General features: G+C 63.2%; 20 protein-coding genes, 1 tRNA gene and 1 pseudogene. 12 read left to right on the forward strand and 10 right to left on the reverse strand.

Features of this window, described 5'->3' with window-relative positions; translation table 11 throughout:
- The first annotated feature begins 1 nt into the window (after nucleotide 1).
- From narJ to EVC45_RS17955, 6 genes are all read left to right on the forward strand, one after another.
- Nucleotides 2-754 carry a nitrate reductase molybdenum cofactor assembly chaperone gene (gene narJ / locus EVC45_RS17930; RefSeq protein WP_129959273.1) on the forward strand — a complete coding sequence of 251 codons (753 nt, stop codon included), beginning with the start codon at nucleotides 2-4 and terminating at the stop codon, nucleotides 752-754.
- Nucleotides 747-1,430 (forward strand): respiratory nitrate reductase subunit gamma, encoded by a 684-nt coding sequence (gene narI, locus EVC45_RS17935; protein ID WP_129959274.1) that lies wholly within the window; start codon nucleotides 747-749, stop codon nucleotides 1,428-1,430. Before narJ ends, narI begins: the two co-directional genes overlap by 8 nt.
- 10 nt (nucleotides 1,431-1,440) lie before the next feature.
- Nucleotides 1,441-2,256 carry a peptidylprolyl isomerase gene (locus tag EVC45_RS17940; RefSeq protein WP_129959275.1) on the forward strand — a complete coding sequence of 272 codons (816 nt, stop codon included), beginning with the start codon at nucleotides 1,441-1,443 and terminating at the stop codon, nucleotides 2,254-2,256.
- Nucleotides 2,257-2,270: 14 nt separating this feature from the next.
- Nucleotides 2,271-3,542: a nitrate/nitrite transporter gene (locus tag EVC45_RS17945; RefSeq protein ID WP_129959276.1), complete on the forward strand. Its 1,272-nt coding sequence runs from the start codon at nucleotides 2,271-2,273 to the stop codon at nucleotides 3,540-3,542.
- Nucleotides 3,543-3,616: 74 nt separating this feature from the next.
- Nucleotides 3,617-4,288: a SagB/ThcOx family dehydrogenase gene (locus tag EVC45_RS17950; RefSeq protein ID WP_129959277.1), complete on the forward strand. Its 672-nt coding sequence runs from the start codon at nucleotides 3,617-3,619 to the stop codon at nucleotides 4,286-4,288.
- A 194-nt stretch (nucleotides 4,289-4,482) separates the two neighbouring features.
- Nucleotides 4,483-5,301 carry a class I SAM-dependent methyltransferase gene (locus tag EVC45_RS17955; protein WP_248295178.1) on the forward strand — a complete coding sequence of 273 codons (819 nt, stop codon included), beginning with the start codon at nucleotides 4,483-4,485 and terminating at the stop codon, nucleotides 5,299-5,301.
- Between the two features lie 46 nt (nucleotides 5,302-5,347).
- On the opposite strand, the gene EVC45_RS17960 is transcribed toward EVC45_RS17955, so the two are convergent.
- A tRNA-Gln gene (locus EVC45_RS17960) sits at nucleotides 5,348-5,425 on the reverse strand.
- A 462-nt stretch (nucleotides 5,426-5,887) separates the two neighbouring features.
- Here EVC45_RS17960 and EVC45_RS17965 point away from each other — a divergent pair.
- A complete protein-coding gene (locus tag EVC45_RS17965) occupies nucleotides 5,888-7,750 on the forward strand; it encodes a methyl-accepting chemotaxis protein (protein ID WP_129959278.1) in 1,863 nt (620 codons plus the stop codon).
- 218 nt (nucleotides 7,751-7,968) lie between these two features.
- Nucleotides 7,969-10,767, forward strand: coding sequence for a benzoate 1,2-dioxygenase electron transfer component BenC (gene benC / locus EVC45_RS17970; protein ID WP_129959279.1), 2,799 nt, complete (start codon nucleotides 7,969-7,971; stop codon nucleotides 10,765-10,767).
- 25 nt (nucleotides 10,768-10,792) lie between these two features.
- Here the strand turns inward: benC and EVC45_RS17975 are convergent, their stop codons facing one another.
- Nucleotides 10,793-11,725: a helix-turn-helix domain-containing protein gene (locus tag EVC45_RS17975; RefSeq protein WP_129959280.1), complete on the reverse strand. Its 933-nt coding sequence runs from the start codon at nucleotides 11,723-11,725 to the stop codon at nucleotides 10,793-10,795.
- A 146-nt stretch (nucleotides 11,726-11,871) separates the two neighbouring features.
- A pseudogene (locus EVC45_RS17980) lies at nucleotides 11,872-13,092 on the reverse strand (aminotransferase class V-fold PLP-dependent enzyme); the annotation flags it as partial.
- Between the two features lie 11 nt (nucleotides 13,093-13,103).
- On the opposite strand from EVC45_RS17980, the gene EVC45_RS17985 reads away from it, so the two are divergent.
- Nucleotides 13,104-14,054, forward strand: coding sequence for a LysR family transcriptional regulator (locus EVC45_RS17985; protein ID WP_129959282.1), 951 nt, complete (start codon nucleotides 13,104-13,106; stop codon nucleotides 14,052-14,054).
- Between the two features lie 93 nt (nucleotides 14,055-14,147).
- Here the strand turns inward: EVC45_RS17985 and EVC45_RS17990 are convergent, their stop codons facing one another.
- From EVC45_RS17990 to EVC45_RS18005, 4 genes are all read right to left on the reverse strand, one after another.
- The gene (locus tag EVC45_RS17990) at nucleotides 14,148-15,497 is read right to left on the reverse strand and encodes a dicarboxylate/amino acid:cation symporter (protein WP_129959283.1); all 1,350 of its coding nucleotides are present in this window, start codon (nucleotides 15,495-15,497) and stop codon (nucleotides 14,148-14,150) included.
- Nucleotides 15,498-15,608: 111 nt separating this feature from the next.
- Nucleotides 15,609-16,223: a 3-isopropylmalate dehydratase small subunit gene (gene leuD, locus EVC45_RS17995; protein ID WP_129959284.1), complete on the reverse strand. Its 615-nt coding sequence runs from the start codon at nucleotides 16,221-16,223 to the stop codon at nucleotides 15,609-15,611.
- Nucleotides 16,220-17,638 (reverse strand): 3-isopropylmalate dehydratase large subunit, encoded by a 1,419-nt coding sequence (leuC, locus tag EVC45_RS18000; protein WP_129959285.1) that lies wholly within the window; start codon nucleotides 17,636-17,638, stop codon nucleotides 16,220-16,222. Before leuC ends, leuD begins: the two co-directional genes overlap by 4 nt.
- Nucleotides 17,639-17,642: 4 nt before the next feature.
- Nucleotides 17,643-18,521: an alpha/beta fold hydrolase gene (locus EVC45_RS18005; RefSeq protein WP_129959286.1), complete on the reverse strand. Its 879-nt coding sequence runs from the start codon at nucleotides 18,519-18,521 to the stop codon at nucleotides 17,643-17,645.
- A 116-nt stretch (nucleotides 18,522-18,637) separates the two neighbouring features.
- Here EVC45_RS18005 and EVC45_RS18010 point away from each other — a divergent pair, with 116 nt between their 5' ends.
- The gene (locus EVC45_RS18010) at nucleotides 18,638-19,540 is read left to right on the forward strand and encodes a LysR family transcriptional regulator (protein WP_129959287.1); all 903 of its coding nucleotides are present in this window, start codon (nucleotides 18,638-18,640) and stop codon (nucleotides 19,538-19,540) included.
- Between the two features lie 244 nt (nucleotides 19,541-19,784).
- On the forward strand, nucleotides 19,785-20,807 hold the full coding sequence (locus tag EVC45_RS18015) for a hypothetical protein (protein WP_129959288.1): 1,023 nt from the start codon (nucleotides 19,785-19,787) through the stop codon (nucleotides 20,805-20,807).
- A gap of 172 nt (nucleotides 20,808-20,979) precedes the next feature.
- Here EVC45_RS18015 and EVC45_RS18020 read toward each other — a convergent pair whose 3' ends face one another.
- The 3 genes from EVC45_RS18020 to EVC45_RS18035 form a co-directional block, all read right to left on the reverse strand.
- Nucleotides 20,980-21,747, reverse strand: a complete 768-nt coding sequence (locus tag EVC45_RS18020) for an MBL fold metallo-hydrolase (protein ID WP_129959289.1) — start codon at nucleotides 21,745-21,747, stop codon at nucleotides 20,980-20,982.
- Between the two features lie 281 nt (nucleotides 21,748-22,028).
- Nucleotides 22,029-22,823 (reverse strand): SDR family NAD(P)-dependent oxidoreductase, encoded by a 795-nt coding sequence (locus EVC45_RS18025; RefSeq protein WP_129959290.1) that lies wholly within the window; start codon nucleotides 22,821-22,823, stop codon nucleotides 22,029-22,031.
- 430 nt (nucleotides 22,824-23,253) lie between these two features.
- Nucleotides 23,254-23,877, reverse strand: coding sequence for a phospholipid-binding protein MlaC (locus EVC45_RS18035; protein ID WP_129959291.1), 624 nt, complete (start codon nucleotides 23,875-23,877; stop codon nucleotides 23,254-23,256).
- A gap of 343 nt (nucleotides 23,878-24,220) precedes the next feature.
- Here EVC45_RS18035 and EVC45_RS18040 point away from each other — a divergent pair, with 343 nt between their 5' ends.
- Complete coding sequence (locus tag EVC45_RS18040; RefSeq protein ID WP_129959292.1) at nucleotides 24,221-24,451, forward strand: DUF6356 family protein; 231 nt, start codon at nucleotides 24,221-24,223, stop codon at nucleotides 24,449-24,451.
- Nucleotides 24,452-24,595 lie beyond the last annotated feature (144 nt).

Below are 24,595 nucleotides of genomic sequence, written 5' to 3' on the forward strand. Positions count from 1 at the left end.
CATGAAATCGACTGCCGTCACGCAGCCCGCGCTCGTCTACTCGGTGCTCGGCGCGCTGCTTGACTATCCCGACGCGCAGTTGCTGGCCGCGCTGCCCGAGGCCCGTCTACTGCTCGATGGCGAGCGCGCGTTGACGCGCGATTCGAAGGCTGGACTCGAACGGTTCCTCGACTACTGCGAAGCCCGCGATCTGATGACGCTGCAGGAGAACTACGTCGCGCAGTTCGACCGCGGCCGCAACACGTCGCTCTATCTGTTCGAGCATGTGCATGGCGAATCGCGCGACCGGGGGCAGGCGATGGTCGACCTGCTGCAGATGTACGAGCGGCACGGACTGTTCCTGGCGGCTGGCGAACTGCCCGACTATCTGCCGGTGTTCCTCGAATATCTGTCGCGTCTGCCCGGCGACGAAGCGCGGGCATTGCTTGCGGAAACCGCGGAGATCCTGCAGTCGATCGCGGCTCAACTGACGAAGAAGGGCAGCGCCTACGGTCTCGTGGTCGGCGCGCTGGCGGCACTCGCGGGCATCCGTGGGGCCGACACGCCGCGCGAAATCAGCGAGGACGACGCGCAGTCGCCGCCAGGCCCGGCTGACTATCACGCGCTCGACGCCGCCTGGGTCGACGAGCCGGTGCGCTTCGGCGGCGCCCCCGCGCCGGCGCAGGAGCCCATCCAGTTTTACGACCGGCGTCCAGGCGATGGCGCCCACTCGACACCGTCACGCAATCGCTCTCAGGAGAACCGGCATGGATGACTACTTCCATCAGTTCCTGTTCGGAATCTATCCGTACATCTGCCTCGCGGTGCTGCTGCTCGGCAGCCTGATCCGCTTCGACCGCGAGCAGTACACGTGGAAGAGCGATACGTCGCAACTGTTGAGACACGGTCAGCTGCGCCTCGGCAGCAACCTGTTTCATTGGGGCGTGCTGGTGGTGGTGATGGGCCATTTCGTCGGCTTTCTCGCGCCGCACTGGATGGTGGCGCCGTTCCTGAGCGCCACGGGTCACCAGCTGGTGGCGATGGTGGCCGGCGGCGTGTCGGGGTTCGTGGCGATCATCGGCCTGACCATCCTGATTCATCGACGCTTGACCGATGCGCGTATCCGCCGCAACAGCCGCACGTGGGACATCGTCATCGTGCTGATGCTGTGGGTGCAGCTCGCGCTGGGTCTGGGCACCGTCGCGCTGTCGATGCGTCATATGGACGGCGTATTGTTCGAGCAACTGACCGACTACGTGAAAGGGATCGTCACGTTCCGGCCGGGCGTGGCAGGCCTGCTGGTCGGGGTGCCGCTGACCTATCAGGTGCATATCGCGCTGGGCTTCACGATCTTCCTGGTCTCGCCGTTCACGCGGATGGTCCACATCTGGAGCGGGATCGCGTCGCTCGCGTATCTGATCCGTCCGTACCAGCTGGTACGCAAGCGTTGAGGCGGCCGCGATGAGCACCCTGCCCACCTCCGGGCTTGCGGCAGCCACGCCGGAGGATACCAACGCGGCTGCCACGCTGAGCGTCAACGGCGTCGAGATCGATGCCGCGGCGATCGCCGAAGAAGCAGGCCATCACGCCGACGCCGCCGATGCGCTCGCAGCCAGCCGGCGCGCGCTTGCGATCCGCGAGCTGCTGAGGCAGCGCGCCTGCGCGCTCGAACTGATCGAGGACGCCATTCCACTCGACGACGCCGCGCTCGATCGGTTGCTGCAACGCGAGCTGTCGGTGCCGGCGGCGACCCGCGCGGACTGCGAGCGCTACTACGCGAGCCATGAAGCGCGCTTTCGCCGCAATGAAATCGTCTACGCGAGCCACATCCTGTTCGCGGTGACCGGGCACACGCCGCTCGCGCTGATCCGCGGCAAGGCCGAAGCGACGCTGGGCGCGGTGCTCGCCGCGCCGGATAGCTTCGAAGCGGTGGCCCGCGACGTGTCGAACTGTCCATCCGGCGCGGTGGGCGGCAGCCTCGGCCAACTACTGCGTGGCGACAGCGTGCCGGAGTTCGAGCGCGCGGTGTTCGACACGCAGGAGACCGGCATGCTGCCGCGCCTCGTCAATACGCGGTTCGGCTTTCATATCGTGCGTATCGAGCGTCGCGTACCCGGCACGCTGATGGCATTCGAGGACGTCGAGACGCAGATTGCCGGGTTTCTCGATGAGCGCGTGCGGCACAAGGCGATGCAGCAGTACATATCGATCCTCGCGTCGCGCGCCCGGATCGAAGGGGTTGAACTGGGTGAGACCAACGGACCGCTGGTCCAATAGACGACGGAGCTGGCATGAGTGCACATAGTGGTACCGGCCAACCAGCAGCGGAGCCGGTCGTATCGGCGAAGGCATGGTCGGTCCTGTTCGCGAGTACGTTTGCCTTTCTCGTCTGCTTCGTCGTCTGGATGATGTTCGGCGTGCTCGGCGTGCCGTTGCGCGAGGAGCTGAAACTGAACAGCACCCAGTTCGGCCTGCTGACCTCGACGCCGGTGTTGACCGGCGCGTTGATGCGTCTGCCCCTCGGCACGTGGACCGACCGTTTCGGCGGCCGTATCGTGATGACGGTGCTGCTGGCGGTTTGCTCGGTGCCGGTCTTTATCGTCAGCTATGCGACCGCGCTGTGGCAGTTTCTGCTGATCGGACTTTTTCTCGGCTGCGTCGGCGCGTCGTTCGCGGTGGGGACGCCATATGTCGCGCGGTTCTTTCCGCCCGCGCGCCGCGGCTTCGCGATGGGCTTCTTCGGTGCGGGGACCGCGGGCGCCGCGGTCAACCTGTTCGTCACGCCGTCGTTGCAGGCGGCCTTTGGCTGGCGTTTCGTGCCGCGAGTCTATGCGATCGCGCTGCTCGTGACGGCTGTGATCTTCTGGTTCGCGTCGGCGCCCGATCCGGGCGCGGGACAATCGAAGGGATCGTGGCTCGATGGCTTCAAGGTGCTGCGCAATCCACACGTGTGGCGGCTGTGCCAGTACTACTCGATCACGTTTGGCGGCTTTACCGCGCTGTCGCTGTGGATCCCGCAATACCTGAAGGCGGAGTACGGGATGTCGCTGGTGATGGCGTCGATGTTCGCCGTGGGATTCTCGTTGCCGGGGTCGGTGCTGCGGGCCGTAGGCGGCGCGCTGGCGGATCGGCTCGGCGCGCACAGCGTGACGTGGTGGGGGCTATGGGTCGCGTGGATCTGCCTGTTTCTGCTGTCCTATCCGCCGACTCACTTCGTGATCCACACGATCGACGGTACCGCGAGCATTCACCTGCGGGTGACCGTCTATGCGTTCGTCGCGCTGGCGTTCGTGCTCGGCGCGGTGTTCGCGTTTGGCATGGCCTCGACCTTCAAGTACGTGGCCGACGATTTTCCGGACAACATGGGCGTCGTCACCGGGATCGTCGGGCTTGCGGGTGGCCTTGGCGGATTCCTGCTGCCGATCATCTTCGGCATCCTGCTGGATATTTTCAGGGTGCGTTCTACCTGCTTCATGTTCCTGTACGGGATCGTATGGGTATCGCTGATCCTGATCTACCTGTCGGAGGTGCGGCGTACACCGGTCGCGGGTCGCGTTGCGTAGCCGTGTTCGTGCTTGATTCGCGCAGGCTGCGGGCTCTGCCTGCCGGCCTGCTTTTTCGCTGATGGAGGTACCCGATGAAACGCCGTGAACTGCTGGTTGCGCTGGCCGCAGGCGCGCTTGCCGAGGGTGCGACCGGCCTCGCGCAGGCAAGCCCGGCGAAATTCACCGATCAGATCGAGCTGCCCAAGCCGAACGTCACAGGCACGATGTCGCTCGAGGAAGCCATCGCGAAGCGCAGGTCCGTGCGCAGATTCGCGTCGAAGCCGCTACCGGTCGACGCGATCGGTCAACTGCTGTGGGCCGGGCAGGGCATCACCAGCTCGGACGGCAAGCGTGCGGCGCCGGCGGCCGGCGCTTTGTATGCGCTCGATCTTTACGTGGTGACCCCCACGGAGGTGATGCACTATCTGCCGGATGGCCACCGGGCCGAGACGCGGGCCAGCCACGACCTGCGCCCCGAACTGAGGGCCTTGTCGGTCAATCAGGCGTCTGTCGAGGCGGCCCCGGCCCTGCTCGTGGTGGCCACCGACCCCAGCCGGCTCACCGCGAGGTATGGCGTCAGAGCCAATCTGTATGCCGATCTCGAGGTCGGGCATGCGACCGAGAACATGCTGCTGCAGATCGTCACGCTGGGGCTCGTCGCCGTGACCGTGGGTGCCGTCGAAGGGGTCCCGGCGGCACGCAAGCTCGGCCTGCCTCACGGCCAGACGGTCCTGTATCTGATCCCGGTGGGCTATCCGGCCTGAGTCATCGCGAGAGGTGCTCGATACCTTCAAACAGGACCCGGATCTCACGCAGTGTGTGGCAAACACGAACTTCGCGGGAGCGGGTATCGTGTGTGCCAAGTCAACTCCGCGTGGTGCCTATGAAGCCGATTCTTGTCCGCTCGACCCTGCTGGAATATTCGAAGCGGGGCGCTGTCTGTTTCGCCATCACGGTGATGACGACGATCATCGCCGGATGCGCTTCCTCCTCGCAACTTACCGGTCACGACACGTCTTCCCAGGCGGCCGATGCGAAGTCGCTCGACCTGGCGGTCGCCAACCCGCAACGCAGTCAGGCGGCCCGGGCGCGCGATGTCTATCGTCATCCGGCGCAGACGTTGAGCTTCTTCGAACTGAGTCCGACACAAACCGTGCTGGAGATCGCACCGGGCGGCGGGTGGTACACGGACATTCTGGCGCCTTATCTACACGACGCGGGTCACCTGTACGAAGCGCAATATGTGAGCACGTCCGCGGACCTGGCCTCGGAAGACCGCTCGATGGACGCAGCCTATTTGCGTAAGCTCGCGGGCTCCCCCGCGATCTACGGGAACGTCGTGGTCGGCACCTTGCACGCGGGCCAGTTTTTCGGCTTCGATGCACACGGGCGCTTCGATCGCGTGCTCACTTTTCGGAACATCCACAACTGGATCAAGGATGGGCAGCTCGATGCCAATCTGCGCGCGTTCCATGACGCGCTGAAGCACGGGGGCGAACTAGGCGTCGAAGAGCATCGGGCCCAGCCCGGAACGACCTTGCAACAGATGATCGATACCGGATACGTGACCGAAGCTTTCGTGATCGAGCGGGCGCAGGCGGCCGGCTTCGTGCTCGCGGAACGCAGCGAGATCAACGCGAACCCCCGCGATACGAAAGATTATCCGCACGGCGTATGGTCGCTGCCGCCAGGCTACAAGGGCGGTGACGTCGACCGCTCGCGCTATGCCGCAATCGGCGAGTCGGATCGTATGACGCTGAGATTCGTGAAGCCTTAGCGTGAAAGACTGGCGCCTGGATTGATTCAAGGCTTGGCGAAAGTGATGGCAGGGGAAGAAGGATTCGAACCTTCGAATGCCGGAATCAAAATCCGGTGCCTTAGGCCAACTTGGCGACTCCCCTACGTAGGCGCGAGATCGTACCAGAGGATTGGAAAAGAGCAAAGGGTCGCGCAGCATGCGAATCAGGCCGCTCGGCGCAAAATCGCGACGAGTTCGCCGAGGCGACTTCGGCCGCCATCGGTATGGACCTCGAGGCGGTCCGTGTCGCAATCGGTCGCAGCGACTTGACCGCGGGGCCTGTCACGAGCGCACTCGTCGCTCGGTTGCAGGAAACCGCCGATGCGTTCCTGAAGGTCGGTTTCATTCCCAGGCCAATCGTGGTCCGCGACGCAGTCTGGCCGCACGCTGTCTGACCCGGGCGGTCAGACGGCGTGACGACCCACGAGCCGGCCAGCACCGCCAGATGCGTGCACTCGCCGCACAATACGTGATTGGTTATGTCAGGCATGCCTGATGGCTTCTCAAGGTCTTCGAAGAAGTTTCCGATAGCGCACTACTCGTGGCACTTTTCGGGGAAACCTTCGTGAACATCTGGCGGAAGCTTTCAATTCAGCACAAGCTGATTCTGAGCATGACGTGCTGCTTGCTCCTCTTTGTCGCAATTTCTGGCGGGTTAAGCATCTGGCTGATCGGGAACGCTGTGCGCGAACGTGTCGTGCAGGACGAACTGCCCACGGCCTTGAACGGCATCCGCGCCGACGTGCAGCGTCAGCTTGCCGGGCCGATTACGGCGTCGCGATCCATGGCGGTCAATGCTTTTCTTCAGCAATGGGAAGCCGATGGAGAGCCCGAGGCCGGCACCGGCATCTGGAAGCGGCTGGCAGTCAACATGAAGGCGGAGCAAAAAGCCGCGGGCGTGCAATGGGTGTCCACGGTGACCGGCAACTACTTCACCGAGGCGGGCCTGCAACGGAAGATTACCGACAAGGATGGGTGGCTGCAGACCTTTCTGGCCTCCGGCAAACCGTACGAAGTCAACATGGATCACGATGTCAGCCTCGGCGGTTACATGATGTTCATCAACGCCCGCGTGGAGGGGGCAAGCGGCGCGACGGGCATAGCGGGCATGGCGCTGTCCGTGGACGCACTGGCGAGAGGAATCGCGGGCTACAGGATCGGCGAGACAGGATTCGCGTACCTCGTGCACCCCGACGGCGCGATCATCATGCATCGCGACTCTGCGCTGGTCGACGGCAAGCACTTCCTGAAAGACATGCCCGGTCTGCCGGGCGACGCCATGGCCAGCTTGCTGGCCGGCAAGCCCTACGCCTACCTGAGTTACGCGGCGCCGGACGGATGGCGCTTCATCGCCACCTCGTTCATCCCGGAGTTGAATGCCTACGTCGTCGTCGAAGTGCCGCAGGCGGAACTGCTTGGCCCGGTGCAGAGCGCAGTCCGGATCGCCGCCCTGATCGCGGCCGTGGTGGGCCTGAGCGCGGCGCTGGTGGTGATTCTGCTCGTCGGTCGCGCCATCGCGGCGCCGGTGCGGCGCGCGGCCACGCTGTTGTCCGAGATCGCCAGCGGACAGGGCGACCTCACCCGTCGCATGACGCTCGAGAGCCAGGACGAGGTCGGTCAACTGGCCGACGCGTTCAACCGCTTCGTGGCGTCGATGGCCACTCTCGTGCTTCAGGTGCGGGCCGCCTCCAGTTCGATCGCGACAGGATCCACGCAGATTGCGATGGGCAACGCGGACCTCAGTCAGCGCACCGAGGAGCAGGCCTCCAACCTGGAGCGGACCGCGGCGTCGATGGAAGAGATCACCGCGGCCGTGAAGAACAACACCGACACCGCCCGCACCGCGGCCGGGATGGCGAGCAGTGCATCGAAGGCCGCCGCGCAAGGCGGCCGGGTGGTCGGGGAGGTGGTCAGCACGATGGAACGGATCAGCGCCGCGTCGCGAAAGATTTCCGAAATCATCGTAGTCATCGACAGCATCGCCTTCCAGACCAACATCCTCGCCCTCAACGCGGCGGTCGAAGCAGCGCGCGCCGGCGAGCAGGGCCGGGGGTTCGCGGTGGTGGCCTCGGAGGTTCGCAACCTCGCCCAGCGCAGCGCCCAGGCCGCGAGAGAGATCAAGGCGCTGATCGAGGACAGCGCTGGAACGGTGAACGTCGGGTCGCGCCTCGTCGTGGACGCCGGCAAGGTCATGGACGACGTCGTGTCGCAGGTTCAAAGCGTCAGCACGATGATGAGCGAGATCACCTCGGCCAGCATCGAGCAGAGCGCCGGCATCGGCCAGATCGGCGACGCCGTGCAGCAACTCGACCAGGTGACGCAGCAGAACGCGGCGCTGGTCGAAGAGAGCGCCGCGGCGGCGGCGAGCCTGAAGCAGCAGGCGGCGGAACTGGACCGGTTGGTGGCGGTGTTCAAGGTCGAGAGTTGACATCCGGATTGCCACGGTCATCCAGCACCATCGCAATGCACGTTTTGTCCGGTTGAACGTCGTCTCTGTCCATTGAGGGGGATGCGGCGCAGGCTCTAAATTGGTGTCACTCAACCCACCGGGCGCGTGCGAGAAACAGCGTTACCTCGCACGCGACCCCGCCCGAGCATGCCGCCAGTCGAGCGTTATGTTCGGGCGGCTCTAGAGGAGACACCGTCATGGCGCATCAGATCACCCTCCGTTTCGAGGACGGAGTGACCCGTTTCATCGAGTGCGAGGAGGGCGAGCGCATCACCGATGCCGCCATTCGCGCGAGGCTCAATATCCCACTCGATTGCCGTGATGGTGTGTGTGGCACCTGCAAGGCGGTCTGCGAGTCCGGCGAATACGTCTTGGGCGACTGTGTGGAGGACGCGCTCAGCCCGGAGGAGGCGAGCGCCCGCAAGGTTCTCACCTGCCAGATGAGCCCACGTTCGGACTGCGTGATCCAGGTGGCCACGAACTCCGATGTGTCGGGTACCGGCCCGATCTCCCACAGCGGACGGGTCGTCGCCTGCCAACGGGCGTCGGACAGCACGATCGTCTTTTCGGTCGAGCTCGAGAACCGCGCGGATCTCAGCTTCCTTCCCGGGCAGTACGTCAACATCCGGGTGCCAGGCACCGATCAGACACGCTCCTACTCCTTCAGCTCTGGACCTTCCGAGCCGCACGTGTCTTTCCTGGTGCGCAATGTGCGTCAAGGCGTGATGTCGAGCTGGCTCTGTGAAACCGCCAAAGTAGGAGACCTGATCGAGTTTCGCGGCCCGATGGGAAGCTTCTACCTGCGCCCGATCGAGCGGCCGGTGCTGTTTCTGGCGGGCGGCACCGGCCTCGCGCCGTTCCTCTCGATGCTCGACCAGATCGTCGAGGACGGCGGCAGCCCGTATCCGATCCACATGATCCTCGGTGTGAACAGCGACGAGGATCTGGTTGGCATCGACCGGCTCGAAACTTATGCGCAGCGCCTGCCGAACTTCACCTTTGCCTGCACCGTCTCCAGCCCCGACAGCGCCCATCCCAACAAGGGCTATGTGACCCACCACATCAGCGCTTCCCAGCTCAACGGCGGCGATGCGGATGTCTACCTGTGCGGGCCGCCGCCAATGGTCGATGCGGTGCGGAATGTTCTGTCGTCCGAAGGTCTGACGCCGCGCAATTTCTACTATGAGAAGTTCGCCGGCACCGGCCTGGTGGTCCAGACCGGCGAGGAGCGGATCGCTCCTGTCGATGTCGATGAAGCCTTCGACCTGCGCATGGCGCTTGAACTGGGGGCGGCTCAGCTGACCATGGGCCGGCTATCGAGCGAGCAATTGATCAGCTTTCGCCAGCTCGCCGAAGCGACCGCGCAGTTCGTGTCCGGGCGCCGCTTTACCGACGTTCCACGCTACATCGAGGCAAACCACGCTTTCCACCTGTTCACGATCGAAGCTTCCGGGAACGCGCAACTGATCGCGCTCTACCGACAACTCGCCGTGCAGGACTACATCGCTCGGGCGCTGACCGACCAGATCGAGATCGTCGGCGATATCGTCCAGCAGCACCGGGACATCGTCGCCGCCTTCGAACTGGGCGACCTGAACGCGGCGCGGGACGTGATCGCGCTGCATGCGCTCCATTCGAAGGCCACGATGAGCCGGGCGCTGGAACGTATGGCGCTGGGCAAGGCGGCACCCGTGGCCGCGGCGCCGCAGTCTGTCCCGTCTGTCTTGTCTGCTGTGCCGCAGAGCGCGCCGCAGATCTGCCCATTCACGGCCAAAACCCTTCCGTCCTATTCCCACGAACTGGACTGGCCCGAGGGGTTGGAGCCGTTCAAGGTGGTCGATGACGGCTCGCAAGGCGACCCATACGAGCACTACCGCTGGATGCGCGAGCATGCGCCGGTGCTGCGTTGCCAGTCGGCGACCTCGGACGTGTGGTTCCTGTCGCGCTATGACGATGTCTACCAGGCGATCCGCAACCCGAAGCTGTTTTCCTCCGAGGTCGTCAGCCCGCCACCGCTGACGTTCCTGACGCTGTTCGATGCGCCCGACCATTCGCGCTTGCGCAAGGTCGTCCAGCCGTCCTTCCTGCCGCTGGCGCTCGATCCCTTCATCGGGCAGATCGAGCGAAGGGCGGAGGACCTGCTCGACGCGATGATTGCCAAAGGCGGCGGTGACGTCGTCAACGATTTCGCGATCCCGCTCAGCATCTCGACCATTTCCACGATGATCGACGTGCCGAACGAGGATGAGGAAAAGATGAAGTTCTGGTCGGACGAGACCTTTAGCTACTTCGGACGCCTCGCCCGCAATGCGCCGGGGACCGGCACCGACGAGCAGAGCGCGCAGGCTTTCTTCGCGTACCTGAAGGAAGCCATGGAGCGGCTTGCTGGCACCGACAGCCAGTCGATCGGCGGACATATCGCCCGCATGTGGAAGGACGGACTGCTTTCGGAAAAGGAAGCGAAGGAGCTGTGCGCGTTCGTCTTCATCGCCGGGCACGACACGACGACTATCCTCGTCGCCAACGCCTTTCGCATGTTCGCCGAACAGTCGAATCTGCTGGGACGTATCCGCGAAAACCCCGCCGACTCCGAGCGTTTCGTCGAGGAGGTCGCGCGCTATCGTGGCACCGTTCAGCGCGTGAGCCGCATCACGAGCGAGGCGACCACCGTCGCGGGCGTCGATCTGCCCAAGGGCGCGGTGGTGCGATTGCTGCTGTCGGCTGCGAACCGCGACAGCCGCAAGTTTGCCGACGGCGAGACGTTCGACATCGACCGCGATTCCAGCGGCCATCTGGGTTTCGGCAACGGCATGCACAAATGCCTTGGCGCGCCGCTCGCCAAGCTGGAGACGCTGATCGCGACGAAGGCTCTGGCCCGCAAGGTGGGCGAGATTGCGCTCGATCCGGCAAGGCCGATCCAGTACGTGCGGGGCAACAACCTGACCAACTCCGGGCCGGAGCACCTGTTCGTGAAGCTGGGTGGGTTATCGGCCTAGACCGGGATCAGGGGGCGGGCCAGGATCAGTCCGCGCTCGCCTTTTCAGGTGGCAACGATCGATCGTGAGCGGCGGAGCGGTATTCGGTGGGCCGGAGTCCCGTCTGCTTGCGGAAAAAACGGCCGAAATACGCTTCGTCCTGAAAGCCCAGCTCACTGGCGATCTGCTTCACGCTGTACGTCGAATAGCCGAGCAGACGCTTGGCTTCATGGATCGAGCGTGCGTCGATCGCCTCGATTGCCGAGACGCCGAAGGTGGCGCGGCAGATACGGGAGAGCTGGCCAGTCGTCACGCCCATCTCGTCGGCATAGCGGGCGACCGGCCGCCGCTCACGGCAATGGCGGTCGAGCAGCGCGCGGAACCGCTCGATCCGCGCGGCCATCGTTCGATGCTCGGAACTGGCTGAAAGCCGGGCGCTTTCGCTGAGGCGTCCGATCTTGACGAACAGGGTGATCGCCAGTGCTGCGCCCGCGGTGAACTGCCAGCGCTCGTGGCTCTCGGCCTCGTGCCCGATCGACTGAAACAGCGTGTCCAGCGGTGTGCCGCGCTCGACGTCCGGATCGACCGATAGCACCGTGGGCGTGCGGATGAATTCCAGCAGCTCGGGCGCGGCCGTCATCGCCAGCGATTCCAGCGCGGACTGCGCGGCGGTGATCACGTGACCGTCGATGTCGCTGCGGAAGTGAAAGCCGTGAACCGAGCGCGCCGGCACGACGATCAGGCATGGCGGTTCGACGGCCCAGGTCTTGCCGTCGATGAAGGTCTCGCCGCCCCCGGCGGTGACGTACAGCACCTGGATCAGCGCATCGTGGACGTGCGGCTTGATGTCGAAGTCGAACCGGCCGGCGCGCAGGGGAATGCGTTCGTAATGCACCATGTCGACCCAGGACTGGTCGGCCTCCGCGCCATAGAGCGCGAAATGCTGCACGGTGCGGCGGCGCGGTTGGTCAGAGGCCATGATGCACGTTATGTCCTGCTACAGGTGATCTCTGTCCATTGTTTCATAGGCGCTCGAGGCGTTCAATGGCGATACGGATTTCGGAAAGCGTAGTCGGTCCGCCTGGTCGCACGGCGCCTTGCACGCGGTACGCTTCCTGATTTCCCTTAGATTGCCGTGAGTTCTTCGGTAACCGCCAAAAAGCGCTCGACGTCCCCGGGCGCATGGCAGTGAAGGGGAGAGATCCGCACCGCGCCCGGCAGACTGAATGAATCCAGCATCCGCCCCGAGTACAAGCTCGACGCTACGCGCTCGTACACGATCACGCCTCGCCGCTCATATTCGCGCACGGCATCGGTCGGGTGCAGATTCGCGAAGCCGACGCCGATGATCAGGTCGCGCCTGGTCAGATCGGGATGGTCCCAGAACACGTCGACGCCAACCATCTGCCTGAGACCGCGCTGCGCGCCGTGACCATCGAGCAGCGCGTGCAGCAGTGCGCGCTCATGCAGTTCGATTCGATGCATCCCTTGCACGAACAGCTCGCGGCGATCAGTGGCGTCGCTGAAATGGCCACCGATCCACGTGACGTAATCGACGATCTCACTCACTACCGCGAATTGCGCAGGCGCCGGGCTGCCGAGTTCCCACGCGGCCTGCTGCTTGGCGGCGAGCCGGTGATGCGGCAGCATCGCCGCGCGCGGCGACAGCCACGCGACGCCCGAGCCGCGGCAGCCAAAAAACTTGTAGGGTGCGAAATTGATGCCGTCGACCGGCGTTTTCTGCAGATCGATCACACCATGCGGAGCGTGCTGGACCGCGTCCACGATGATGAAAAGGCCCGGCTTCTTCGCACGCGCCCGCTCGACGAGCGTTTCTATGTCGAACTTCGCGCCGGAAATGTTCGACGCATACATCACACTGAGCAACGCCGTGTCCGCGTCGATCAGCGCCACGATCTCATCCACGTCCACGCCCCCCGTCTCGGGGTTGCTCGGGGCAACGCGCAGCGCTTTGTCCGTGCGTTGGGCGTAGTAGGTCATCGCATCGAAGGAAGACGGGTGCTCGAGGATCGTCGTCACCGCGTTCGTGCCCGGCACGTTTTCCATGATCGCGCGCACCATGTCGAACATGGCCGCCGATGCCGTCAGTGACATATAGATGCTGCCATCGCGCGTGTTCAGCATCGTGCGGATGTCCGACTCGCCGCGCGCCTGAACGTCCTGAAGATAGCGTGCGCGTTCGTGGATGCGCTCCGGGCAGTCCGGCAACGCATCGATCCGCGAGTAAGCGTCGACGGCCGCCTTCAGACGGAACGATCCGCCCGCGTTGTCGAAGAACAGGCGCTCGCGCCCGTCGATGTCGCGATCGACGTGATGAAAACGTGCGTTGCGCCGCGATGCTGACGTTCAAGCAGATGGAAGCGCTCTACTGGATCGTTAAGTTGGGATCGTTCGAGGCAGCGGCAACCAAACTCAACACCACGCAGTCAGCGGTATCGAAGCGGATCCAGGAACTCGAACGCGCGTTCGACCTGACCGTGTTCGACCGGGTGCACCGCAGCGCGAGGTTGACGGGGAAGGGGGAAGAATTCTTCGGCTACGCGAAGGAACTGCTCGAGCGGCGCGACCAGATCGTCGAACAGATCATTTCGAAGGAAGCGCTGGTGCGGCAGATCCGGATCGGCGTGACCGAACTGACGGCGCTGACGTGGTTGCCGCGCCTGATTACCGCGATCCAGGCGGCGTATCCGAAGGTAATCGTCGAAGCTGAAGTGGATTTGAACGCGACGCTGCGCGAGCGGCTTGCGGCCGACACGATCGATATCATCATCGTTCCGCAAATTCACGGCACGGAATCCTTCGCGGCGACGAGGGTCGGCGAAGTCGACAACGCCTGGATGTGTGCCCCCGCCCTGGTTAGCGGCAAGGCCGACATTGCTCTCGCCGACATTGCCCGGTTCCCGTTGATCCTGCAGGGCGGCCTGTCCGGAACGGGCTTCATCTATGCGCGCTTTCTGCAGGAGCATGGGGTCAGCATGCAAAGAATTCTCGCGAGTAACAGCCTGATTGCGCAGATTGGACTGACCCTGTCGGGCCTGGGTGTGAGCTACCTGCCCAGGTCGTGCTTAAGCCATATGGTCACGTGCGGAGCGCTCAGGATCGTTCAGACTCGACCCGCGCTGCCCCCCGTCTCCTACGTCGCGATGCACCGGGCGGACCAGTCGCATTCGCTCAACGCGGACATTGCGCGGCTCGCTGCCGAGTGTTGCGATTTCAGTTCGAACCTGCTCGATCCGGGGCGAGGTACGCGCAAGCGGAGTGCGGGTGCAGGTCGGAAGGGGTTATGAGCGGCGACTATCGATGGGTCGCGAATCGACGTTGAGTGTCACTTCATGGCCGGCTGCTGTCCGATGCGATCGGTAGTTGTCGACCCGAAGCGGTTACCGGATCAAATCATTCGTAAAAGACCGTTCGCGATCAATAGCGGCCTTTTCGCGCATGCCCGGGGACCGCGAATCCCCTCGGACCTGCTCCTCATTGCCCAACGCCATCGCGAGCTTCGTTCGATCGAGCTCGCCTTCCCACGCCGATACTACGATCGTCGCCACGCCATTGCCCACGATATTGGTCAACGCCCTGCATTCGGACATGAAGCGATCGATGCCGAGGATCAGCACCATCGCGCTGACCGGAACGGTCGGCACCACGGACAGGCTCGCAGCGAGCGTGATGAAGCCCGCGCCCGTCACGCCCGTCGATCCCTTCGAGGTCAGCATCGTGACGAGCAATAGCGTGAGTTGCTGCGCAAACGACAAATGGGTATTGGTCGCCTGTGCGAGAAACAGCACGGCGAGCGTCATGTAGATGTTAGTGCCATCGAGATTGAACGAGTAACCGGTCGGCACGACGAGCCCCACCACGCCGCGCGGGCAACCCAGGCGTTCGAGCTTGTCCATCAGTTGCGGCAACGCCGCCTCGGACGTCGATGTACCTAGCACGATCAGCAATTCGGCGCGGATATAAGCAAGGAAACGCCAGAGACTAAACCCGCACAGACGCGCGACGATGCCGAGCACGACAACTACGAACAGAAACGCGGTGAGATAGAACGCGCCGATCAGCTTCAGCATCGGCAGCAACGAGACGATCCCGTAACGGCCAATTGTGAAGGCCATCGCCCCGAAGGCGCCGATCGGCGCGAGACTCGTGACCATCCGGACGATGCGAAAGAACGCTTTGGACAAGGTCTCGATCAGATTCGTGACGGACGCGGCGGACTCGCCCATCAGCGCCAGTGCCGTGCCGAACAGCATCGCGATCAGCAGCACGGGCAGGATATCGCCCTGAACCAGGGCGCCAGCAAACGTCTCGGGTATCACATGAGCGATGAATCCGGCGATGCCGTCGCTATGCGCCGCCTGCGCCGCATAGCCCGAAACGGCGCGCGCGTCGAGCGTCGACGGATCGACATTGAAACCTTTGCCTGGTGCGATCACGTGCGCGGCAAGCAAACCGATCGCCAGCGCGAGCGTGGATGCCGCTTCGAAATAGAGCAGCGCCTTGCCGCCGACGCGACCGACCTTCTTCATGTCCTGCATTCCCGCGATGCCGGTCACGACCGTGCAGAAAATCACCGGCCCGATGATCATCCGCACGAGCTTGATGAACAGATCGCCGAGCGGCTTTAACGCAACCGCGGCTTGCGGTGCGAAGTGGCCGAGCAGCACGCCGGCGATGATGGCCGCCAGGACCTGGACATACAGAATCGTATAGAACGGTTTGCGTTGCATGTGTCTCCTCCTTTTTTCGAGGCAAAGGGATGCCCGTCCCTTCTTCGAGCGGAAGGGAATCAGGGCCTGACTAGAACAGGGAAACCGCCGCCGCGCGCGGCGGATGTGCGCTTACATCACTTGCGCCCAGGGATTGCGCGCAAAGTGCGAGCGTTCGAATGCTTCGATCGCGGCGAGAGAGTCGAGCGTCAGATCGACGGTATCCATGCCTTCGATCACCATGCGCTTGTGGCGCGCGCCCATCGGATAGGCGTACCGTTTACCCGACACGGACCTCACCGTCTGTTGTTCGAGATCGATCGAGATCGATGTGCCGGGCGTTGCAATGGCCTCCTGCGTCAGCGCATCGATCGCGTCGCGCTCCAGTTGCACGAGCAGCAGGCGGTTATTCATCGCGTTGGAGTAGAAGATCTCCGCGAAGCTCGGCGCGATCACCGCCTGAAAACCGTATTGCTGCAAGCCCCACACCGCATGCTCACGGCTCGATCCGCAGCCGAAGTTCGCGCCGCCGATCAGGATGCGCGCGTTCGCGTAAGCGCTCTGGTTGAGCGCGCAGTCCGCGCGAGGCGCACCTCGCCCGTCGAAGCGCAGGTCGTACAGCAGACCGTCGGCGAGACCCGCTTTGTCGATGATGCGCAGAAACTGCTTCGGCATGATCTGGTCGGTGTCGAGGTTGTCGATCGGCAGCGGCACGGCGTAGCCTTGAATGGTCGTGAGTCGGGTCATGATGTATGTGCCTCCAGCGTGCGGACATCGGTGATGCAGCCGGTAACCGCGGCGGCCGCCGCCATCGCCGGACTCATCAGGTGTGTGCGGCCGCCGCGTCCCTGACGGCCTTCGAAGTTGCGATTGGTGGTGGACGCGCATCGTTCGCCGACTCCCAGCACGTCGTCGTTCATCGCGAGACACATCGAGCAGCCCGGCTCGCGCCATTCGAAGCCCGCATCGATCAGCGTCTGCGCGATGCCTTCCTGTTCGGCCGCCCGGCGCACGCTCCCCGAACCCGGCACGACCATCGCGCGCACGTCGGGCGCAACGCGCTTGCCGCGCACGATGCCGGCGACGGTGCGCAAGTCTTCGATGCGTCCGTTGGTGCACGAGCCGATGAACACGCGGTCGATGCGCGTGCCGGCGATCGGCCGATCGGCGGTGAGTCCCATGTAGTCCAGCGCGCGGCGCAGCGATGCGGCGGCCTCGGGCGTCGATTGCGCGGCCTCGGCGGGAATCGGCTGATTGATGGCCACGGCCTGATCGGGGCTCGTGCCCCAGGTGACGAACGGCGCAATGTCGCCCGCGTCGAAGCGATGCTCTGCATCGAAACACGCATCGGCGTCGGAATGCAGGTCGCGCCAGTCTTCGAGCGCGGCTTGCCATGCCGTATCGTCGAGCGAAGGCGTGTGGGCGCGCACGTATTCGAAGGAGGTCTCGTCCGGAGCGATCAGCGCGGCGCGCGCGCCGGCTTCGACGGTCATGTTGCACAAGGTCATGCGCGCCTCGGCAGAAAGCGATCCGATTGTCGAACCGGCGAATTCCACGGCATAACCGCGCGCGCCTTGCGCACCGATCTGGCTGATGATCCAGATGACGACGTCCTTCGACGACGTGCCGTACGGAAGCGAACCATCGATCGTGATGCGCATGGTCCGCGCGAGCCGGTAGACGAGCGTTTGGGTCGCGAGCACGTGCTCGACTTCCGACGTGCCGATGCCGAAGCCCAATGCGCCGAGCGCGCCGTACGTGGTGGTATGGCTGTCTCCGCACAGCACGACCATGCCGGGACGAATCAGCCCGAGTTCCGGCGCGACGATATGCTCGATGCCCTGCAGCGGATCGTTCGCGGCAAAGAGCCGGATGCCGGCGCGTTCGCAGTTACGCGCCAGGTTTTGCGCCTGCAACAGCGACGCTGCGTCGCGAATCACGCGCGGCGACTCCGCATGCGTGGGAATGATGTGGCTCACGACGGCGAGTTGCTGGCGTGCACGGCGCACCGCGCGGCCGCGCGCAGCGAGCGCGCTGAACGCTTGTGGGCTGGTGTACTCGTTCATCAGATGCAGATCGACGTACAGCAGCACGTTCTGTTCATCGATACGCGACACCGTGTGCGAATCGACGAGTTTCTGGTAAAGGGTTCGTTCGGACATGGGATTACTCGCTTAAGAAAGGCAGCACGCGTTCGAGCAGTTGCTCCGGCGCTTCTTCGGGAATGTAGTGACCGCAAGGCAGCGCCTCGCCCTGCACGTCCGGCGCGTACGCACGCCACTCGGCAAGCGGATCGAAGCATTGTTCGATCACGCCCTGCGCGCCCCACAACGCCATGAACGGACAATCGATCTGCTGCCGCGAAGCGAGCGTCGCGCGGTCGTGTTCGAGGTCGATCGTCACGCTCGCGCGATAGTCCTCGCAGATGCCATGCGCCGTGTCGGGATCGCAGAGGCAGCGCAGATATTCCGCGTAAGCCGCCGGCGTGAACGGCGCGAGGCCGGCGCTGCGCGCGCCGATGGTCTGCTTCAGATAGAGATCGGGGTCGGCGCGGATCAGCGTCTCCGGGAACGGCGCGGGGCGCACCAGCATGAACCAGTGCCAATAGGCGCGCGCGAAATCGAACGAGGTCTGTTCGTACATCGCGAGCGTGGGCGCGACATCGAGCGTGACGAGGCGCGTCACCGCTTCCGGATGATCGAGCGCCATGCGCGCCGCGACCCGCCCACCGCGATCGTGACCGATCACCGCGAAGGTCTCGTGGCCGAGACCACGCATCAGTTCGACCTGATCGAGCGCCATGCGGCGCTTCGCATAGTTCGCATGATCGGCGGCGCCCGGCGGCTTGCCGCTGTCGCCATAGCCGCGCAAGTCGGCCGCGATCACCGTGAAATGCCCGGCTAGCGCCGGCGCAACCTTGTGCCAGATGACGTGCGTTTGCGGATGCCCGTGCAAGAGTAAAAGCGCGGGGCCGCGCCCGCCCTGAATGGCGTGAATGCGTACATCGTCGAGGGTCGCCGATACGTTCCTGAAGCCTTCAAACATGGTTGTCTCCTGATCGTGATTCGAGTCTAATTGATGAATCGCACGATTTGGTTTCCTAAAAAGCATTCCGGTCGTAACCCATAGGAATGAATCGGCGAACCCTGTGGAGCATTGAAATGGATGGTTTCTCGGACCTGAATCTGTTCGCGCTTGTGGCGCGGCACCGGAATCTCGCGGCTGCCGCGCGCGAACTGGGCGTGACGCCGCCCGCGGTCAGTAAGCGGCTTGCGCAACTGGAACGGCGCCTCGGCGTGCGATTGATGAACCGCACGACGCGGCGTCTGAACCTCACGCCGGAGGGCGAGCTCTATTTGTCGAACGGCTCGCGCATTCTGGACGAGTTGTCGGAACTGGAGCATCTCGTCACGCAAAGCCGCGGCGAGCCGACCGGCTTGCTGCGCGTGAATGCGTCGTTCGGGTTCGGTCGGGCGCGCATTGCGCCGGCGGTGTCGGAGTTCGTCGCGCGCTATCCCGCGATAAAAATCCTGCTGCATCTGACGGAGCGGCCGATGAATCTGCAGGACGAGGGCTTCGATCTCGGCATTCGCTTCGGCGAGGTGCCGGATGCGCGCATCAACGCGCGGCTGCTGCTCGAGAACAGGCGATGGGTCTGCGCGTCGCCCGACTACGTGGCGCGGCACGGTCAGCCTTCGGTGCCGCACGACCTGACACGGCATGCATGCATTGTGTTGCGCGAGAACGAGTCGGCCTATGGCACATGGCATTTTTCTCGCGGCAAGCGCACGGAGACGGTCAAGGTCGATGGCGCGTTGGCCAGCAACGACGGCAGCGTCGTGCTTCAGTGGGCGCTCGAAGGTCGCGGGATCGTGGTGCGCTCGCAGTGGGAGATCGAAGGCCATCTCGCGCGCGGCGAACTCGTGCCATTGCTGCCGGACTGGGCCTTGCCGGATGCCAATATCCACGCGATCTATCTGGAGCGCAACCAGCTTTCGGTCAAGCTCAGAACATTCGTCGACTTTCTCGGCGAGCGTCTACGCAGGCCGGGAGGAGTGGCGTGACACGCCATCTTTGTGGGCACCTAAGGGGGCTCACACGTGGCGAATTGAACCTTGGGCGGCCGCTTTCGAAGGTCGATGGGACATTCGAACGGCGCCTTAGGGCTGGCATCGAATGACGCGTGATGGCGATCCCAGCAAAAAATCTATCGTCGTGTTCGAAATGCCTTGACCACTACAACTCAAGAACCTATCGTTTTTTCACATTTATCTGACCACCACATTATTCAGGCAGTGGAGGGGCAGCATGAGCAAGCTGACGGACAGCATCAACACTTTCGTGACGGGCGACCTGGTGTTTACGCGCTACCCGCCCACCACCCGGCAGCCGATCCACGTCACGGTGTTCCTCGAGCCGCGCGGCGGCCTCGGCCGGAGCTACGTTCACGCGGGCGCGCAGCAGCTGGAGATCGCGGACGTCGCGACCTACGCGGATGACAAGGGCGCCGGCGGATACCTGCACGCCCATCCGACGGACAACGTGCTGCGCTCCCGCACGGCCGAAATCGCGCAGATGTTCGCGCAAACCGTCAAGCGCACACCCTACGGCAGCTACCCTTCGTCGGCGGACTTCCAGCGCTTGCAGCTCCTCGTCGAGAGCCCCCACGCGAGCCGTTTCACGGGCATGGTGCGCACGACAGACTTCGGCCAAATTCCGTTCGAGTTCCCGGCGCTCGTGCGGCTGCTCAAATGGACGCTGCGCGCGATCGACAACGCGCCGCTCAGCGAAAACCGCGGCATCACCTGTGCAGCCTTTGTCTCGATCTGCCACCAGGTGGCGCGAATGCTCATCTTCTTCGACGACGTCGGCCTCACGTGGCAGCCCGAGAAGATCCGTACCTGCTTGCAGAAACTCAACGGGCTCGTCGAGTCCAAGGCCTCGCTGCGCGCTGAACTCGAGAAGATCGGCGAGGACCCTACGCGGAATAACAAGCCCATCTACCGCGATCAGGCTTATCGCGAGCACTCCAACCGCAAGCTCACGACAGCCGGCAAGAGCGAGCTCGCTAGCAAAAGGGCGAACGTCGCCTACGACAGCTTGCCCGACGAGGCGCGCAAGCGATTGAAGAAGAACGCCCCGTCGTCCGAACTCGAGGGATATTGGCTCGTCATCCAGACCGAGTGGCTCGGCATCCATGCGGCCAGCACGAAATCGCTGCAAGACATCCTTGGCCACTTCTTCTTCGACGCCAAGTACGTGAGCTCGCCCATCCTGTCGCAACGCGTGCAGACCATCGGCTGGCGCACGGTGGCTTTCAACGCCTACTGATATTCATTATTGAGCGCGAGCGCATTCACGGACTCAAACATATTGCGGTTGTCGTCCAGCCGATTGGCTGACTTGTTCGTAGCCTACGGGCGCAGGTCCCGCCCAATGGCCGTAGATGGCCCGGTCACTGACCGATGGTTGATCGCCACACGACGCGATTTTCCGATAGCAATCACGCGCGTTTCGCTAGATAGGCGTCGACCAGCGCGACCAGTCGTTCTCGTCCGAAGCTCGCGTCGTGTCCCGCATGGACGACCTGCACGGGCAATTCGCGCAAACGCTTCATTGTGCGCACATAGGTCGGGATGTCGGCTCCGCCAATCTCGTCTAGCAGCGGGCCATCGTATATGGCATCCCCGGAGAACAACGTGCCGGTGCCAGGTTCCCATAGGCCGATGCTGCCCGGTGAATGGCCCGGCAGGTGCAGGACCTCGAAATGCCGGTTACCAAGATCGACAATATTTCCTTCGCGAACGATTTCCTCAACGGTTGCAGCTCGCACCTGGTAATCGGACATCTGGTAACCGGCATGGGGAAGCGCTGTAATCAGATCACCGTCGAACGGATAGCCAAATCGATGGTATCGACGAATCGCGGCGTCACCTAATACCGATGCCAGCAGAGTTCCACGCTCGCGCGGCGAGCGCAGGTTGTCCGCCTCCAACTCGTGGACGAGCGTGTGCTCGAACTCGTGATGTCCACCGATATGATCTGAATGCGTATGTGTCGCGACCGCGGTCACTTTCTTCTGCAGCAGATGCCGGGCGGCGTCACGCAGACTGGCAATGCCCATCCCGGTGTCAATCATCAGGTCGCGGTCGCGGCCCCGGACGTGCCAGATATTGCAACGCATAAGCGGCACGACATGAGGCTCCCACAGGAGGGTGATTTCATCGCTGATACGTTTCAGTTCGAACCATCGGTCGGCAATTGGCAGCATAGTCATCACAAGTGGTCAACGCGTAGAAAATGTTTTCTGCTTGTCAGCATCGAGTATACCCGGCTGTCGTGCCAACGCGGCGCCGTTGGCCAATTCGCCAAGCTGGTGCCACATGCTCGATCTGAGTCGCTCGAAGGATGCGGGCATTTTCCAACACTGGAGCGGCCATTGCTCTGCGCAATACCTCGCGACGATGGCTCATCGAGCAAGTTGTCGCCAGCCGACGTTCACGGAATCGAAGTCAGACGAGAATGGGCGAAACCGCCGGGCGAGAATCGGCCTTAAGACCAGCCACCCGTCACCATCACATCCTCCGACGTGATCATGCGGCTGTCGTCGGCCGCGAGAAAGAGCGCCATGCGCGCGAGATCGCCGGGCTCCAGTTCCTCGTCGATACACTGGCCGCGCCGTATCTCTTCGCGGCCTTCGTCGGTGAGCCACAGGTTGCGCTGTTTCTCGGTCAACACCCAGCCCGGCACGAGCGTGTTCACGCGGATCCCATACGCGCCGAGGTCCTTGGCGAACCCGCGCGTCAGGCCCTGTACGGCCGCCTTGCTCATCGCGTAAACCGGGAACTGGCTGCTCTTGAGCATCCAGCAATGCGAGCCGAGATTAATGATCGACCCCGCGCGTGCGGCCTTCATATCCTCGACCACGGCCTGCGCTGCGAACAACTGATGCCGCACATTGACTGCAACGCCCGCATCGAACGACTCGGGCGTAACTTCGGCGAGCGCGTGGCGGCGATCGTTCGCCGCGTTGTTCACGAGCACCTCGATCGGTCCGAATGCAGCCCGCACCTCCGCGATGGCCGCGTGCAACGCGGGAATGTCGGTGACGTCGCAGGCGACGAAGAGCGGTTGATGGCGCGCGTCACCGAGCGATTTGGCAAGAGCTGTGCCCGCGTTCATGTCGATGTCGAGAAAGCCCACACGTGCGCCTTGCGCAACGAAGTGCTCGACGAACGAAGCGCCAATGCCACTCGCGCCGCCCGTGATGAGCACGACCCGGTCGACCAGGCTGGGATAGCTCGCGTAACGTGCTTGTCCAGAAGATTTTTCGATTGAAGTTGCCATTCACTTTCCGTATTGATGAATCGCGTACACCGCGATTTTTTTAACCGATCGAGCAGCACCGCCGCGAGCAGGATCACGCCGTGCACGAGGTGCTGACAGAACGCCTCGATGTCAAGCAGATTGATCACGTTGTCTTCGATGCACCGCCGTGCGACGTCGCGCTCGATGGCACCCTATTCGCCTTAGTGTTCGAGCATCGGCTAGCTACGGTCCGTTGCCGGGGGCGAGCCGACATTCTAATGTCCGGGTGAGAGCGCAGGCTAATGGCCCCATTTGGCCGCATCCAGACTCTTCACAGCCCCAGGGAATTTCCGTCGGCTCCGTATTCTCGCCGGCGCCGCTCAAGCCACTTTCGGCCACGTCCGCGAAACGTCCATTGCGCGACCGACATTCTGCTGGAAGCGTCCGCCGCCGTCATAGCCAGCGGTCCTTACTGCTTGCCTGAAGCGAGCTGCTGGTTGCGCTCGGCGAGAAACTGGATCAAACCGTCAACGCCGCTTTCCTTGATCTTGTCACTGAACTGCTGCCGATATGTCTGGATTAGCCAGATGCCGAGCACATTCAGGTCATACAACCGCCAGCCCTGCGGCGTGCTGTACAGCCGGTAGTCGATCTCTGCTGGTTCGCCGTTCCTGGTTGCAATCGTGCGCACCACCACGTCCGTATCGGTTTGAGCGATGTGTATCGGCGGGTAGTCGATCCGTTGGTCTGGACGGAGCTGACCGATAGCACCCGAATAGGTGTAGATCAGGAGCATCTTGAACTGTTCGACCAGTTGCTGCTGCTGCGCGGGCGTAGTCGTCCGCCAGTAACGGCCCATCGCCAGAGACGTGGTGCGGCGAAAATCGGTGTAGGGAAGAATGTCCCGGTTGACGATATCCATGATGCGGGAAATATCGTCAGGCGCGATCGCTCGGGTGCGCACCTCGTCGAGTATCTGTTGCGTTGCGGTCTTGATCAGAAGCTGCGGCTCCGATTGGTCGACTTGCGCGTACGCCGCGCTGCCGAACGAGAACAACGCAGCGCAAAGAGTCAGTAGAGAAAGTGTCTTCATGTGCAGAATCCTGGCTGGATGCATTGGCTTGCTGCTACGCAAGTATCCTCCATCTACGCTCGAGCGCGTTGCGGCGGCTTGCGCGGTCGAGCAAATAATGTACGGTCCGCCCCGGTGTTGCCAGCGAGCAATGACACCCGAAGTTTGTTGGGGTATCTATTTATCGCCGTGCATTCTATCTGTAGAAAAATGTTCCTCGTGTTTAGGGATAAACGCTACTTTTTTTGAAAAAAAATTCTCCCGGCGCTTCCGTAAGATCTCTGACATGCAAGGCGGGGCGCGTCGCACGGGCCAATGTGCAGTGCGCCGCGCTCCCCGATAACAAGAGAACGAGGTTTCATGCATGAACCATCTGCTGCGGCTATTTCGCGCACACCCCAACTCGGTCGACGAGACGTACCTCCAGCATATGAGGGTAGCGTTCTCGTTCGGAATTCCAATGTTTATCGCGTCGCTCGCGCTGATCATGCATGCGCTGTTTCCGTTTCTGTTCGTGAAAACCGGGAGCAACGTTGTGACCGCGCTCCATGAGCGCATGGTCACAGCCAGAAAAAGACAACGCGTCGGCACCTAAGCGACATCCAAAGTCACAACCGGCGTGAGCCACTGTAGCGCGCCGCTACGGATCGTCGCTGCATCGATGTAGGTGCAACAACGTCCTCCCACTCCACAGGTCTCAAAGATCGACAAATATCGGCCGGCTGCCGCGAGGTGTCCG

Source organism: Paraburkholderia sp. UYCP14C, assembly GCF_004197395.1.
Taxonomy (GTDB): Bacteria; Pseudomonadota; Gammaproteobacteria; order Burkholderiales; family Burkholderiaceae; genus Paraburkholderia.

What these genes read in the sequence shown, in the direction of transcription:
- narJ (WP_129959273.1), top strand. Translation starts at nt 2, where the DNA reads ATGAAATCGACTGCCGTCACGCAGCCCGCGCTCGTCTACTCGGTGCTC.
- narI (WP_129959274.1), top strand. Translation starts at nt 747, where the DNA reads ATGGATGACTACTTCCATCAGTTCCTGTTCGGAATCTATCCGTACATC.
- EVC45_RS17940 (WP_129959275.1), top strand. Translation starts at nt 1,441, where the DNA reads ATGAGCACCCTGCCCACCTCCGGGCTTGCGGCAGCCACGCCGGAGGAT.
- EVC45_RS17945 (WP_129959276.1), top strand. Translation starts at nt 2,271, where the DNA reads ATGAGTGCACATAGTGGTACCGGCCAACCAGCAGCGGAGCCGGTCGTA.
- EVC45_RS17950 (WP_129959277.1), top strand. Translation starts at nt 3,617, where the DNA reads ATGAAACGCCGTGAACTGCTGGTTGCGCTGGCCGCAGGCGCGCTTGCC.
- EVC45_RS17955 (WP_248295178.1), top strand. Translation starts at nt 4,483, where the DNA reads ATGACGACGATCATCGCCGGATGCGCTTCCTCCTCGCAACTTACCGGT.
- benC (WP_129959279.1), top strand. Translation starts at nt 7,969, where the DNA reads ATGGCGCATCAGATCACCCTCCGTTTCGAGGACGGAGTGACCCGTTTC.
- EVC45_RS17975 (WP_129959280.1), bottom strand. Translation starts at nt 11,725, where the DNA reads ATGGCCTCTGACCAACCGCGCCGCCGCACCGTGCAGCATTTCGCGCTC.
- EVC45_RS17985 (WP_129959282.1), top strand. Translation starts at nt 13,104, where the DNA reads ATGCTGACGTTCAAGCAGATGGAAGCGCTCTACTGGATCGTTAAGTTG.
- EVC45_RS17990 (WP_129959283.1), bottom strand. Translation starts at nt 15,497, where the DNA reads ATGCAACGCAAACCGTTCTATACGATTCTGTATGTCCAGGTCCTGGCG.
- leuD (WP_129959284.1), bottom strand. Translation starts at nt 16,223, where the DNA reads ATGACCCGACTCACGACCATTCAAGGCTACGCCGTGCCGCTGCCGATC.
- leuC (WP_129959285.1), bottom strand. Translation starts at nt 17,638, where the DNA reads ATGTCCGAACGAACCCTTTACCAGAAACTCGTCGATTCGCACACGGTG.
- EVC45_RS18005 (WP_129959286.1), bottom strand. Translation starts at nt 18,521, where the DNA reads ATGTTTGAAGGCTTCAGGAACGTATCGGCGACCCTCGACGATGTACGC.
- EVC45_RS18010 (WP_129959287.1), top strand. Translation starts at nt 18,638, where the DNA reads ATGGATGGTTTCTCGGACCTGAATCTGTTCGCGCTTGTGGCGCGGCAC.
- EVC45_RS18015 (WP_129959288.1), top strand. Translation starts at nt 19,785, where the DNA reads ATGAGCAAGCTGACGGACAGCATCAACACTTTCGTGACGGGCGACCTG.
- EVC45_RS18020 (WP_129959289.1), bottom strand. Translation starts at nt 21,747, where the DNA reads ATGCTGCCAATTGCCGACCGATGGTTCGAACTGAAACGTATCAGCGAT.
- EVC45_RS18025 (WP_129959290.1), bottom strand. Translation starts at nt 22,823, where the DNA reads ATGGCAACTTCAATCGAAAAATCTTCTGGACAAGCACGTTACGCGAGC.
- EVC45_RS18035 (WP_129959291.1), bottom strand. Translation starts at nt 23,877, where the DNA reads ATGAAGACACTTTCTCTACTGACTCTTTGCGCTGCGTTGTTCTCGTTC.
- EVC45_RS18040 (WP_129959292.1), top strand. Translation starts at nt 24,221, where the DNA reads ATGAACCATCTGCTGCGGCTATTTCGCGCACACCCCAACTCGGTCGAC.